Annotated in this window: 13 protein-coding genes; 9 read left to right on the forward strand and 4 right to left on the reverse strand. The window is 71.0% G+C overall.

The window, feature by feature from the left end:
• The first annotated feature begins 55 nt into the window (after positions 1-55).
• From ASE87_RS00545 to ASE87_RS00565, 5 genes are all read left to right on the forward strand, one after another.
• Positions 56-658, forward strand: a complete 603-nt coding sequence (locus ASE87_RS00545; protein ID WP_043595706.1) for a hypothetical protein — start codon at positions 56-58, stop codon at positions 656-658.
• Positions 659-794: 136 nt separating this feature from the next.
• The gene (locus ASE87_RS00550) at positions 795-2,003 is read left to right on the forward strand and encodes a GAF domain-containing protein (RefSeq protein WP_052505321.1); all 1,209 of its coding nucleotides are present in this window, start codon (positions 795-797) and stop codon (positions 2,001-2,003) included.
• 56 nt (positions 2,004-2,059) lie between these two features.
• A complete protein-coding gene (locus ASE87_RS00555; protein WP_056225076.1) occupies positions 2,060-2,551 on the forward strand; it encodes a nucleotidyltransferase family protein in 492 nt (163 codons plus the stop codon).
• A complete protein-coding gene (locus ASE87_RS00560; protein WP_056225079.1) occupies positions 2,548-2,892 on the forward strand; it encodes a hypothetical protein in 345 nt (114 codons plus the stop codon). Before ASE87_RS00555 ends, ASE87_RS00560 begins: the two co-directional genes overlap by 4 nt.
• On the forward strand, positions 2,889-3,227 hold the full coding sequence (locus ASE87_RS00565; RefSeq protein WP_056225082.1) for a hypothetical protein: 339 nt from the start codon (positions 2,889-2,891) through the stop codon (positions 3,225-3,227). The genes ASE87_RS00560 and ASE87_RS00565 overlap by 4 nt, the downstream gene beginning before the upstream one ends.
• A gap of 55 nt (positions 3,228-3,282) precedes the next feature.
• Here ASE87_RS00565 and ASE87_RS00570 read toward each other — a convergent pair whose 3' ends face one another.
• The 4 genes from ASE87_RS00570 to ASE87_RS00585 are packed head-to-tail and all read right to left on the reverse strand — an operon-like array spanning position 3,283 to position 7,654.
• On the reverse strand, positions 3,283-3,630 hold the full coding sequence (locus ASE87_RS00570; protein WP_043595703.1) for a LysR family transcriptional regulator: 348 nt from the start codon (positions 3,628-3,630) through the stop codon (positions 3,283-3,285).
• The gene (locus ASE87_RS00575) at positions 3,627-4,463 is read right to left on the reverse strand and encodes a hypothetical protein (RefSeq protein ID WP_043595701.1); all 837 of its coding nucleotides are present in this window, start codon (positions 4,461-4,463) and stop codon (positions 3,627-3,629) included. The genes ASE87_RS00570 and ASE87_RS00575 overlap by 4 nt, the downstream gene beginning before the upstream one ends.
• 21 nt (positions 4,464-4,484) lie before the next feature.
• Positions 4,485-6,836 carry an SDR family oxidoreductase gene (locus tag ASE87_RS00580; protein ID WP_082452211.1) on the reverse strand — a complete coding sequence of 784 codons (2,352 nt, stop codon included), beginning with the start codon at positions 6,834-6,836 and terminating at the stop codon, positions 4,485-4,487.
• Positions 6,833-7,654 (reverse strand): hypothetical protein, encoded by an 822-nt coding sequence (locus tag ASE87_RS00585; RefSeq protein ID WP_052505320.1) that lies wholly within the window; start codon positions 7,652-7,654, stop codon positions 6,833-6,835. Before ASE87_RS00585 ends, ASE87_RS00580 begins: the two co-directional genes overlap by 4 nt.
• Positions 7,655-7,752: 98 nt before the next feature.
• Between ASE87_RS00585 and ASE87_RS00590 the strand changes: the two genes are divergently transcribed.
• The 4 genes from ASE87_RS00590 to ASE87_RS15955 all read left to right on the forward strand — a co-directional run bounded on the left by ASE87_RS00590 (position 7,753) and on the right by ASE87_RS15955 (position 12,461).
• Entirely contained in the window at positions 7,753-8,532 is a 780-nt protein-coding gene (locus ASE87_RS00590; RefSeq protein ID WP_043595700.1) for an SDR family oxidoreductase, read from the forward strand.
• Positions 8,529-9,488, forward strand: a complete 960-nt coding sequence (locus ASE87_RS00595; RefSeq protein WP_157489620.1) for a 1-acyl-sn-glycerol-3-phosphate acyltransferase — start codon at positions 8,529-8,531, stop codon at positions 9,486-9,488. Before ASE87_RS00590 ends, ASE87_RS00595 begins: the two co-directional genes overlap by 4 nt.
• Complete coding sequence (locus ASE87_RS00600) at positions 9,485-11,182, forward strand: FAD-binding oxidoreductase (protein WP_369813982.1); 1,698 nt, start codon at positions 9,485-9,487, stop codon at positions 11,180-11,182. Before ASE87_RS00595 ends, ASE87_RS00600 begins: the two co-directional genes overlap by 4 nt.
• Positions 11,183-11,963: 781 nt before the next feature.
• Positions 11,964-12,461, forward strand: a complete 498-nt coding sequence (locus ASE87_RS15955; RefSeq protein WP_137847760.1) for a hypothetical protein — start codon at positions 11,964-11,966, stop codon at positions 12,459-12,461.
• Positions 12,462-12,510 lie beyond the last annotated feature (49 nt).

A 12,510-nucleotide genomic window follows, 5' to 3' on the forward strand; every position in this document is an offset into this window, starting at 1 on the left:
CACCGTCGGTCCGTCACCCGGCGCTCCGGCGCCACCCGGTCGAGAGAGAGGCGCGATGAAGTTCGGCAAGACGCGCGGGGCCCCCTCCGAACCGGCGACGCCCGATCCCGCCGCGCTCGAGCGTGCCGTCGCCGAGGGCGTGCTCATCTCGCGCGCGGCCGCCGTCGTCTCGGTGGCCAACTCGATCGTCATCCGTGCCCTCCGCGACGACGAGCACTTCGACCACGAGCGCACCCGCGAGGCCGTGCGCACCATCCTCGGTCGCCTCGCGGCGGAACAGCGCGAGCAGAACGAACGGATCGGCGGCGAACGGGCGAAGGCCCTCAAGGCCAAGGGACGGTCGCGACACCAGCACGACTACCGGCGCGGGGACGACGACACCCTCTGGTTCCGGGAGAAGACCTACACGGCCGTGGCCGACCGGCTGGACGAGCTGCAGTCCGACGACGACTTCGTGGGCGACATCGTCGCGGCGGCGGTCGACCGGGCCTGGGGCGACGTCGGGGCCGCGATCGTCACGAAGGTGTCGGCCGTCGAGGCGGTCGACCCGGCGTATCCCGACGAACGCGACCAGCGCCTCCGTGATCTCGTCGAGGTCGACCTCGCCGACCTGCTCGCGCAGCCGCCGCAGCGGTCGGACGCTCCGCACTCGACCTGACGGGTGCGTTCGTCCGTCGGCCCCCGACCTGGGGCTGGCCCGCCCGGTACCCGGGCGAGAGCATGGAGGGACACCGCTCGGCCCTCACCACGCGGAGCCCTCGTCGATCAGGCCACCGCTGTGGGAGGAACCCGGCATGAACCGTTTCGTCAGTCCGCTCGTGCGCGGGATGATCCGCCAGCGCAACCGCTGGTTCGACCGACGTCTGGGGTTGCCCCGGCCCGAGGGCGTCGCACGGACGCACGCTCCGGGTGTCAGCCCCGATCGCGTGCTGCTGTTCGGTAGCGGTCCCGCCGTCGGGTGGGGCGTCCGCAGCCACGACCTGGGGCTCGCGGGTCATCTCGCGCGGGCGGTCTCGCAGGCGACGGGGCGCGGGGTCGACGTCGACGTCGTGGCCGACCCCTCGATGGGGACGGTGTCCGCCCGGCAGGTGCTCGGACACCGTGACCTCACGCGCTACGACGCCGTGGTCGTGGTGACGGGCATCAACGACGCCCTCGCCATGACCGACGTCACGAAGTGGCGGCGTGCGTTCGTCGACCTGCTCGTGCACATCGAGACCGAGACCGGGGGCGCGAGCAGCCCCGTGCTCGTCACGGGCGTCCAGTCGCCCAGCGAGGTGACGGTGTTCCGCATCGCCGGTGGCGGCCTCGTCGACCGACACGCGGCCGAGCTGAACGAGACCATCCGGGACGTCTGCTCGACCCACCCCCGCGTGCACGTGCTCATGCCGCCGTCGCCGCTCTCGGGCCACGACGACCGGGACAAGCTGATCGCCAAGTACGCCCGCTGGGGCGAGGCGCAGGCCGAGATGCTCGCGCCCATGCTCGACGCGCAGATGTCCGCCGGCGGCGGCGTGGCCCGGGCGCGCCGACACGCTCCACAGGCCGAGGTCGACCGCATCGAGGCGATCCGGGCTCTCGGCCTCCTCGACACCGATCCCGAGGAACGCTTCGACGACATCGTCGAACGGGCGCGGACCCTGCTCGGCGCGAGCGGGGCCGCGTTCTCCCTCGTCACCGCCGACCGACACTGGAACAAGGCCCTCGCCGGAGGCGGTGACCGCGAGCTGCCGATGGCGCTCTCGTTCTGCGCCCACACGGTCGCCGGCGGCCAGCCGTTCATCGTCGAGGACGCCTGGGCCGACGAACGGTTCGGCGTCGAGGCGCCGGCGCGGTTCTACGCCGGCTACCCGGTCGAGAGCCCCGACGGCGTCCGCATCGGTGCGCTCTGCGTCGCCGACCCCGAGCCCCGCACGGTCGAGAGCGTCGACCTCGTCATGCTGCGCGAGCTCGCCCTCAGCGTGCAGCGCGAGCTCGCGAAGCAGGCCGTCGCGCGGGCCTGAGAACAGATGTACAGAAAGATGTACACCATGAGGGGCTCCGCGCTAGCATCGTCTCCGTGGAGACCTCCATCCGAAGCGCCGACGTCCTCGCCGTGGCTGATGCCCGCAGCGGCTTCAGTCGCCTCATGAGGGACTTCAGGCTCGACCCCGACCGTCCGGCCGTCGCCGTGGGTCCCCACCGACGCCCCGAGGTCGCCATCGTGCCGTGGAGCCGCTTCCTCGAGATGTCCGAGCGCCGGACGTCGGGTCGCGCGGTCGCCTCACTGCTGGACGAGATCACCTCGCGTGCCGGTCTCGTGCGGCGCCTGGCTGGCCTGAGCCACATCGACGCCGTCAGCGTCTTCGGGTCGGTCGCCCGCGGGACCGAGACCGACGACAGCGACATCGACCTCCTGGTCGACCCGGGGGCCGAGGCGACCTACTTCGACTTCGCCCAGTTCGAGCTCGACATGGAAGCCGTGTTCCAGCGTCAGGTCGACGTCGTGTCCCGGCGGGCGCTCGACCCCGAGACCGATCGCGAGATCTTGGCTCAAGCGGTGCCCGTGTGATCCCCCCTCCGGACCGCGCCCAACGCTGGCTGGCCGACCTCGACGCGACCCTCACGGCCTCGGCCGAGCTCGTGTCCCGGGGTCGCGAGGCGTTCGACGGCGACCCCGCGCTTCCGTTGGCGTTCGAGGCGCTGGCCAACCGGGCCGGTGACCTGAGCAAACGCTTGGTCGCGTACGACGGCACGAGGTTCCACGAGGTCGAGTTCTCCCTAGCCGCCAAGAACCGCGACTTCGTCGTCCATCACGACGACCGCCTCGACCGTGAGACCCTCTGGCAGACCGTGACCCGGAGCTTTCCCCTCCTTCACTCCCTCGTGCAGCGTCACCGCCGCGACGGATGAGCGCCGAACCGCTGGTCACGCCCGACGGCCGGTACCTCGTGGTCCGCGGCCGGCTGTGGCGCCGGACCGATCCCCGCCTCGACGAGGCGACCCGCGCCTCCTTGGTCCACGACCTGATGGAGGCGCGGCGCGCGAAGAAGACGGCGCTGGCCGCCGACGACGCTGCCGCCGTCGAGGACGCCCGGGCCCGGGTCGACGCCGCCAAGACGTCGCTGGGCGAACGCGGCCCGGTGTGGTGGGACGACGACGCCCCCGACGAGACCCGCCGCATGGCACGGAACACGCGGTACGCCGACTGGTTCGCCGACGTCGAGGCCGACGCCGCCACGAACTGACCACCGCACCACGCGGTCCGATGGCGCAGGGTCCCTCTCGTGGCGGGCTCCGGGCCTAGCGGCCCTGGCGCTTCTTGAACGGCTTGGGCTGGCCCTTGACCGCGGGCGTGCGGCCCTTGCCCTTGGACGCCTTGGCCTTGCCTCCGGCCGGCGGGGGTGGTGGCGGCGTCGGGGTGGACGGGCTCGCCAGTTCGTCCTCGGCGACGACCACCGCGGCCTTGCCGGCCTTGGTCAACCGGTAGGGCGTGACGTCACGGTCGAACAGCTTCGCACCGAACTCGAGCTCGAGCGCCTCGATGGACGACTCGAGCTTCTGTCGCGAGATGCCGAGCTTGTCGGCCGCGACCGGGAAGTGCAGCACGTCGGCCGCGACGAGGAAGTGCCTCAGGTGGCTCGTCTTCACGCCGTGGCGACCGAACCGGCGGAGGAGCCGCCGACCGAGTCCGCGCGGATGCCGAGGCCGTCGAGGGCCTTCTGGAAGATCGTGAGGCCGCTCATGCCCGGCAGGTTCGAGATGTTCTGGTCGAGCTTGACGGCGGCCTTGCGGCCGTCTTCGCCGCTCATCAGCTGGCCGAAGACGAACTTGACGTCGTCGACCTCCATGATCGACGAGCCGACGGGGGCCCAGACCTTCGACAACAGGAAGCGCGTCAGCTTCTGCGCCTTCTTGCTCGCGAGCAGACGCTCACGGGCCTGCGAGACGTAGAACGCGACGTGGCGGGCCTCTTGCTTGGCGATGCGCTTCAGCAGCTCGGCGAGCACCGGGTCCTGCTCGAGCTCGGCCATGCGCTTGTACGCCGACACGGCCGAGTACTCGTTGGCGGCGCCCCACGACATGTGGACGGCGACGAAGTCGGAGCCGACGATCTTGCCGAGCAGGCCCTGCTTGACCGGGTCGAGGCGCTCGCGCCAGCCGAGCTTGAGGCGGTTGGCCCGCAGCTGGTCGTAGTCGACCGTGATGCCGTGCACCTCGAGGATGGCGGCGAGGGCCTCGCCGTGCCAGAACTCCTCGCGGTTCCACATCGTCATGAACGTGGTCATCTCGTTCTCTTTGTGAGAAGGAGTCGTGAGCAGGTCACGGGTGTAGCAGACCGTGTGGTACTCGACGTCGGCCATGTAGCGCAGCGTCCGCAGCGAGTCCGCCGACAGCGGGTTCTTGCGGAAGTGGTCGAGGTCGAGGTCGTCCCAGCTCAGTCGTTCGGAGGTCGCGGCGAACTTGTCGATGTCGAAGGCCATGTGATGTCAGGAGGCGCGGGTTCAGACCCTGCCTCCGTCTCCTTTCGCTGTGGTGCTGCTGGTGCCGCTCGTGGTGCTGGTGCCGCTTCTGCCGTGGGGGCCGCTGCGAGTCCAATCGCGGATGCTCCATCTTCTTCGGAGCGCCTCACGTGCCAGATTGCTGTCGGGGTTGACCGCGTTCGGGTGGCCGACCATCTCGAGCCAGGCGAGGTCGGCGAACGAGTCACCATAACCGTACGACCCCGAGAGATCGATGTCGTTCGCCTGGGCGTACTGGCGCAGCCAGGCGGCGCGGGCCTCGTCGACCAGCGGGGGCTGCGCGAGGTAGCCGGTGTAGACGCCGCTGCGTTGGTGCATCGTGCTGGCGACGACGTCGTCGAAGAGGTGCGCCAGGGGAGTCGTCAGGGTGTCGATCGAGCCCGTGACCAGCACGGTGCGGTGCCCGGCGGCGCGGTGCTCGGCGAGGCGGGCGAGCGCGTCGGGGAGGGTGTGGCGCAGGACCGTGTCGGCGTAGCCGCGCGACCGCACGACGCCCGAGAGCCGCGCGACGGGCATGCCCTCGTACCGCCGCGAGAAGGTGCGGATGAACTCGCCACGGTCGCGACCCTCGGCCCGCAGGTACCGCGGCAGCGAGGTGAGCAGGCTGGCGACCTCGCCGGGCCAGGCGGCCTTGCGGAACCCGGCCGAGCGCACCCAGAGGTACTGCTCCACGATGTTGCTGTCGAGCACCGTGCCCTCGAGGTCGAACACGGCGACGACGTCGTCGCGTCGCGGCAGGGCCCGCGTGTCGGCGACGGCGGCCGACGCGGCGGGTCGCACCGAGAACGCCCGGGTCATCGAGGTGATCGACGGGAAGTGCACCTCTTGGAAGTAGGCCTCCCAGTCGACGTCGGTCACGTCGAAGCCGATGTCGGCGGGGGAGCCCGCCGGGAGACCGGCGTGCAGGGCCCGCGTGCGGCGGTCGTCGAAGATGATCTCGGACTGCACGTAGTGGCGGTAGAGGTCGGTCAGGCTCTGGAGCGACTCGAGGTCGGCCCGACGAGTCTGCACCCCGGCCAGCGCCGTGCGGGTGCGCAGCGTGCTCGGCAGCCGGGTGAGCACGGCCTCGCGGACGTCGTTGACGCGGTTCGCGGTGCGGATGGCGCCCTCGACCTTGCGCACGCCCGGGAAGTTCCAGTGCGGCGCCTCGATCGACGAGTGCTCGTCGCGGGGGAGCGGGTTCGCCGTGAAGAACGCCTTGAGGTTCTCGAACATGCGCAGGATCGAGAACGGGTTGCTGCCGCCCGAACTGGCGTGGAAGTACTGGGGGCTCCCGGCCTCGACCGGGTTCGCGGCGACCGCCAGGATGACGTTGACGACGTAGTCGACCGGGATCACGTCGAGCACGCTGTCGGGCACCCCGGGGAACTCGGGCAGCAGTCCGCGGGCGTACGACATGATCAGCGGGTCGGCGACCTTGAAGCCGTCGATCCAGCCGGGGTAGGGGTGCCGGTGGGCGCTCTCGACGATCGCCGGTCGGACCACCGACAGGCGGTGCCCGGCCTCGGCCCAGAGTTCTTCGGCGGCGCGTTCCGCGAAGGCCTTGGTCAGGGTGTAGACGTCGGTCCAGCCGAGCGTCTCGGCCCGGGTGCGCCCGTAGTCGACGAGACGGGCCTTGACCCACGCGACCCGCGCCTCCTCGGCGGCCGCGGCGACCGCCTGCGGACCGGTCTTGCCGTGTGCCGCACGGCCCTGCGCGAGGAACGTGCGCAGCGTCTCGGGCTGCCGCGAGGCCGCCTCGACGCGGGCGCGGGCGTCGGCCGCGGCGGCGCGCTCGACGCGCCAGTCGACGGTGTGGCCGAGCGACGCCTCGGGGAACACGCCCTTGCGGATGCCGCCGACGTAGGCCGTCGACACGTGCACGACGTGCGGGTCGGTGCCCGTCTTCCGTAGGGCCTCGTACAGCCCGACCGCTCCGCCGACGTTGGTCTCGAAGGCCTGGTCGATCGGCGGGTCGAACGACACCGTGGACGCGCTGTGGATGACGACGTCGAGGTCGTCGGGCAGGTCGGGCAGGTCGCCGAGACCGCTCTCGATCACCCGGAGCCGCTCGGTGAGGGCCTTCTCGACGCCCTCGGCCCCGACGGCCTCGCGCCACGAGGCGAAGACCGGCTTCTTCAGCAGGTGCCGCAGACGCCCCTCGGCCGACGTGCCGGCCTTCGGACGGATGAGGAGCGTGACCGTCGTGCCGGGGTGCGACGAGAGCAGACGCTCGAGGATCGCCTGACCGACGAAGCCGGTGCCGCCGGTCAGCAGGACGTGCGATCCGCCGAGGTCGACGCGGGTGGCACCCGGGGTCTGGTCGGGCAGCGCGAGGCCGGGGACGGAGCTCATGCGGTCAGCTTTCTGGTCACGGTCGCCCCGACGGAGGCGTCCAGGCCCGGCAGGTCGGCGACCTGCGCGCCCACGCGGTCGGCACGCAGATGGCCCTCGGCCCCGCCGAACACGGTGGCGTCGAAGAACGTGCGCTCGGAGTCGGCACGCTCGACGGCGCCGATCGGCCAGACGGCCGTCAGCAAGGAGGCACGGGTCATCTTCACCGAGCGGCGCGAGTCGCGCAGTCGCCAGTCGGCCTCGCTCGAGAAGAACTGCTCGTGACGGCCCTTCACGACCCTCGCACGGTCGATCACGGTGGTCAGCGTGGGGTGTCCCGCGAGCTCGTCGAGGCGGTCGTATGCCTCTCGGAGCACCCACTCGTCGACGGCCCCCGTCGTCGTGTGCACGGCGACGATGGGGGACCCGACGGTGATGGCCTGCAGGGCTCTGGTGATCGGGCCACGGCGCTCGACGGCTTCGGAGGCGGCGTGCCGCTTCGGGCCCTCGGGCACGTCGCGGTTGCGGGGCTCGCCGTGGGCCTCGAGGACGGCGTCGAGGGCGTCGGCCAGCCAGAACTTCTCGAACGCCCACGTCACGAGGAACGCGGTGACCCTCGTGTCCTTGTGGGTGGCCGTGACCAGCAGGTTGCGCAGGTTCTCCATCGTGGCGCTCTCGAGACGGCCGAGGTGACGGACGAGGCGCAGGGCGTCGGGGCCGAGGGGTGCGTCGGCGAAGCCGGACAGGTCGAGGTCGGGACGCCAGTTGCCCTGGGCCGTCTTGGTGAACTCGCGGATGTCGAAGTCGGGGTCGGCGCGCGGGGCATCTCTGGTCGTCATGACAGGGGGTCCTCCGGGGCAGAAGTGGACGAGGCGAGAAGGGCCTCGAACGTGTCTCGATGCGCGCAGTCTGCTCTCAGCACCGTATCGTAAGCGGCATGGCTGTAGCGCTCGTCACCGGGGGCACGTCCGGCATCGGAGCCGAATTCGCCCGCCAACTCTCCATGCGCGGCTGGGACATCGTCCTGGTCGCGCGTGACCTCACCCGACTCGACGAGACGGCGACCGCTCTGCGCGCGCTGGGCCGTGACGTCGAGGTGCTCGCGGCCGACCTCGGCGACCGTGGTGACGTCGACCGGGTGGCCGAGCGGCTGGCCGATCCGACCCGCCCCGTCGACCTGCTGGTGAACAATGCCGGTTTCGGCATGCACACCCCGTTGACCTCCACCGACGTCGCTGCACACGACCTCGCGTTCGAGGTCATGTGCCGGGCCGTGCTCGTCCTCTCGGGTGCGGCGGCGAGGTCCATGCGCGAGCGCGGCCGGGGTCGCATCGTCAACGTGTCGAGCACCGCGGGGCTGATGGCCATGGGCAGCTACTCGGCGATCAAGGCGTGGGTGACCTCGTACAGCGAAGGTCTCTCGGTCGAGCTCAAGGGCACCGGGGTGGGCGTCACGGCCCTGCTGCCGGGCTGGGTGCGGACGGAGTTCCATCAGCGGGCCGGCATAAAGTCGTCGTCCATACCCAACGCCCTGTGGCTCAGCACCGAACAACTCGTCGTCGCCTGTCTGCGCGACGTCGACAAAGGCAAGGTGATCTCCATGCCCACGCTTCGGTACAAGGTGCTGATGGGATTGGTCCGGCACGCTCCCAAGGGCGCCGTCCGGGCCGCGTCCGGCGCGATCTCGTCGAGCCGCCGCAAGCCGGTGGGGCAGTGAGCGTGAAGGACGACGGAGAACGCCGCCGCGACCACGCGCGCCTCGACGCCGTGGCCCAGCGGGTCGACGACGTCAGGGCCGACGTCGCCCAGCGAGCCGGAGACGTCGCCCAGCGTGCGGGTGACGTCGCGAGCGACGTCCGCGACCGCTTCAGCTCGCGGCGACACGCGATGGCCCGCTACGTCGCGCAGCGCATGGTGCTCAAGCCCACGATCTGGTCGATCACCGACGTGACGGTCATCGACCGCGACCGGGTCGAGGGCCTCACCGGGGGCTTCATCGTCGTCGCGAACCACTCGAGCCACCTGGACGCCCCGCTCATCCTCGGTGCCCTGCCCCGCAAGCTCGCGCGCTACCTGGCCACGGGCGCCGCGGCCGACTACTTCTTCGACGTGCCCTGGCGGCGTCAGCTGACCGAACTGTTCTTCAACGCGTTCCCGGTGCAGCGGGGCTCGGGGACGCCGGCCTCCGCGGTCGACGCGACCCGCGCCTCCTCGTCCGGTGCGTCCGCCGGGTCGACGCCGCAGAGCTCGGCCCGCCGGCGTGCCGCGGCGAAGGCGGCCGCCCGCGGGCGCCAGGGGCAGCCCACCGTCAGCGCGCGCTCCCTGCTCCAGCGCGGCTACCCCGTGCTGGTGTTCCCCGAGGGCACCCGCTCGAAGGACGGCACGGTCGCCGCCTTCAAGCCCGGTGCCGCCGCGCTCGCGTCCGCCTGCGGCGTGCCGGTCGTGCCCCTCGCCCTGATCGGCGCGAACATCGCCCAGCCCCGAGGGCGCAGTTGGCCCCGGCCCGGTCGACTTCCCGTCGGCGTCGCGTTCGGCGACCCGATGCGGCCCCACGACGGCGAGTCCGTCACCGACTTCTCGACGCGCGTGCGCACCGAGATCCTGCGTCTGAAGGACGCCAACACCGCCCGCATCCTGGGCCCGTCAGACCCGCACGAAGGAGAACGCCCGTGACCGACGTCCAGCAGAAGAAGAGTGACGCCGTCGACGGCGTCAAGCACATGAAGTGGTGGGGCTGGGGCGTCGAGGGCGTCGCCTTCCACCACGACGACAAGCCCGCCTTCGCCCCCTTCGTCAAGAAGATCGTGGGCGTCGAGCTGTCGCAGGGTCACGACACCGGCCTCTCGTTCGACGACCTCGACGTCCCCGCCTCGCGGGCCGGTGCCGAAGTCCTCGACTCGCTCGTCCAGATCGTGGGCGACGGCCAGGTCGTCACCGACGACCACGACCGGGTCGTCCACACCTACGGCAAGAGCATCCGCGACCTGATCCGCATCCGTGCGGGGCGTCTCGACCGCGTGCCCGACGTCGTCGTGTACCCGGCCGACGAGGACGAGATCCAGCAGATCGTCGACCTGGCCGTCGCCAGCGACGTCGTGCTCATCCCGTTCGGCGGCGGCAGCAACATCGTCGGCAGCCTCGAGCCCCTGCCCGCCGAAGAGCGCACGGTCGTCTCGCTCGACATGGGCCGCCTCGACAAGGTGCTCGACATCGACGAGGACGGTGGGCTGGCGCGCATCCAGGCCGGCGGTCAGGGCCCCGACCTCGAGGAGCAGCTGAACGCCCGCGGTTGGACCCTCGGTCACTTCCCGGACAGCTTCACCCACTCGACCATGGGCGGCTGGGTCGCCACCCGCTCGTCGGGCATGCAGAGCGACAAGTACGGCGACATCGCCGACATCACCAAGGGCCTGCGGGTCGTGCGCCCCGGTGGCGTGCTCTCGATCCGCGCCGTGCCGAGCGCGTCGACGGGTCCGTCGCTGCGCGAGATGATCATCGGCAGCGAGGGACGTCTCGGCGTCATCACCGAGGTCACCGCCCAGGTGCACCGGCTGCCCGAGAAGCGCGAGATCCTCGCCTACCTGTTCCCGTCGTGGCACGACGGCCTCGCCGCCATGCAGGCCATCGCCGAGAGCGACGTGAGCCCGTCGGTCACCCGCGTCAGCGACGCCCACGAGACCGCCTTCTCGTTCGCCACGTCGAAGCCGGGCAAGGGCATCTCGCAGAAGGTCACCGACCTGTTGCCGACCATCCTGAAGGCCAAGGGCTGGGACGTCGACGCCATGTGCCTGTCGTTCATCGGCTACGAGGGCAGCCCCGAGCACGTCGCCCACACCCAGAAGGCCGTCGCCAAGATCGTCAAGGCGAACAAGGGCATGAGCGTCGGCAAGGGGCCGGGCAAGCTCTACGACCAGAAGAAGTTCGACACGCCCTACCTGCGCGACTTCTTCATGGACCACGGAGGCGCGGCGGACGTCTCCGAGACCGCCGCCCCCTGGTCGAAGCTGCGCCTCGTGTCGTCGCGCGTCTACGCCGCGGCGAACCAGGCGTTCGACAGCATCGGCAAGCAGGGCTGGATCATGGGCCACCTGTCGCACTCGTACCACTCGGGCGCGTGCCTGTACTTCACCTTCGCCTTCGAGCACGGTGACGACGCCGAAGCCGAGTACGACGTGGTCAAGCACGCCATCCAGCAAGCGTTCATCGACACCGGGGCGACCGTCTCGCACCACCACGGCGTGGGGCTCGAGCACCAGCCGTGGCTCGCGCAGGACGTCTCGCCCGAGGGCGTGGCCGTCATGCAGGGGCTGTTCGACTCGGCCGACCCGGGACGCGTGTTCAACCCCGGGAAGGTGACGGGCGCGTAGTCCGACGCCGCGCCTCCCGCGCTGCCGCTGCCGCTGCCGCCGCCGCCTCGCAGGGCCGGCCACCCCGCCACGAGATGGTCACAGCACCGCGATTAGTCCTGGTGCTGTGACCATCTCACGGTGCTTTCCGACCGAACGTGCCTCGTGCACAGGGGTGACGACGTGAACCCTGTCCACAGGGAGGCGCTGGTCGGGCCTCGAGGGCGGTGGGCGCGGACAGGGTGGGGGTGTGACCACTGCGCTTCCACCCCTCGTCTTCTCTGCGACCTACGGTTCCCAGAGCAGGCACGGCACCGCTCTGAGGCGTGACGCGAGACGGGGCCTGCTGCATCGGGTGCACCCTGGGGCCTACGTGGAAGCCGCCGACTGGGCGCGTCTCGACAGACGTGGACGACACGTCTTGACGACGCGGGCGGTCGTGGCCGGCTTGTCACCGCGGGTCGTCGTGTCGCACGGCTCGGCCGTCGCCCTCCACCGTCTGCCGAGCGTCGACTGGCCGCGAGGGCCGGTGCATGTCATCGATCCCGGCCGCGACCGGACACAGGCGACCGCACGAGTCGTTCGCCACCCGGGGCCGATCGATGCACACGACACGGTCGAGATCGACGGGCTCGTCGTGACGAGCGAGGGGCGGACTGCCGTCGACAGGTCGAGGACCGCGTCCTTCGCCGACGGGGTGCTCTGTGTCGACGCCGTCCTTCGCCGCGCCGCGGCTCGGACGGGGTGTTTCGAGGCGTCGGACCGACGCGATCCGCGTCGGTCCGCTGGTCACCGGTCGCTCGTGGACGCCGCGGCCGACGGAATGCGCCGGCTGCTGTTCGAGCGGCTTGACCGCGAACCCGGCACGCGGGGGCTGTCGACGGCGCGTGGGGTCATGGCGTTCGCCACTCCGTGGGCGGAGAACGGCGGCGAATCCCTCTGTCGCCTGGCGCTGCTCGAGCTCGGCGCTCCTGAGCCCGCCATGCAGGTCGAGTTCTTCGACGACGAGGGGCTGGCCGGACGATGTGACTTCGTGATCGGTGACGCGGCGCTCGAGTTCGACGGCAAGGCCAAGTACGACGATGCTGCGATGCGTGCGGGCCAGGTGCCGTCTGCCGTGGTGAAGGCCGAGAAGGCTCGTGAACGGCGTCTCGTGCGATCTGGTGGAATCTCGGCGATCGGTCGATGCGACGCCGAGGACGTCGCGCTGCGCCTTCCGCTCGCCAGGATTCTCCGTGACCTCGACGTCGAGCTCAGACCACGGCAGAACGCCAGGATGTGGCCACACCGCCAGGTTTAGGCATGGTGCTGTGACCACATCATGGCGGCTTGCTCCTATCGTGGCGGGG

Origin of the sequence: Frigoribacterium sp. Leaf44 (genome assembly GCF_001421865.1) — a bacterium.
GTDB lineage: Bacteria > Actinomycetota > Actinomycetes > Actinomycetales > Microbacteriaceae > Frigoribacterium.

Excerpts from the sequence above, each read along its gene's own strand:
- ASE87_RS00545 (WP_043595706.1), top strand. The coding sequence starts at position 56 with ATGAAGTTCGGCAAGACGCGCGGGGCCCCCTCCGAACCGGCGACGCCC.
- ASE87_RS00550 (WP_052505321.1), top strand. The coding sequence starts at position 795 with ATGAACCGTTTCGTCAGTCCGCTCGTGCGCGGGATGATCCGCCAGCGC.
- ASE87_RS00565 (WP_056225082.1), top strand. The coding sequence starts at position 2,889 with ATGAGCGCCGAACCGCTGGTCACGCCCGACGGCCGGTACCTCGTGGTC.
- ASE87_RS00575 (WP_043595701.1), bottom strand. The coding sequence starts at position 4,463 with ATGGCCTTCGACATCGACAAGTTCGCCGCGACCTCCGAACGACTGAGC.
- ASE87_RS00580 (WP_082452211.1), bottom strand. The coding sequence starts at position 6,836 with ATGAGCTCCGTCCCCGGCCTCGCGCTGCCCGACCAGACCCCGGGTGCC.
- ASE87_RS00585 (WP_052505320.1), bottom strand. The coding sequence starts at position 7,654 with ATGACGACCAGAGATGCCCCGCGCGCCGACCCCGACTTCGACATCCGC.
- ASE87_RS00590 (WP_043595700.1), top strand. The coding sequence starts at position 7,753 with ATGGCTGTAGCGCTCGTCACCGGGGGCACGTCCGGCATCGGAGCCGAA.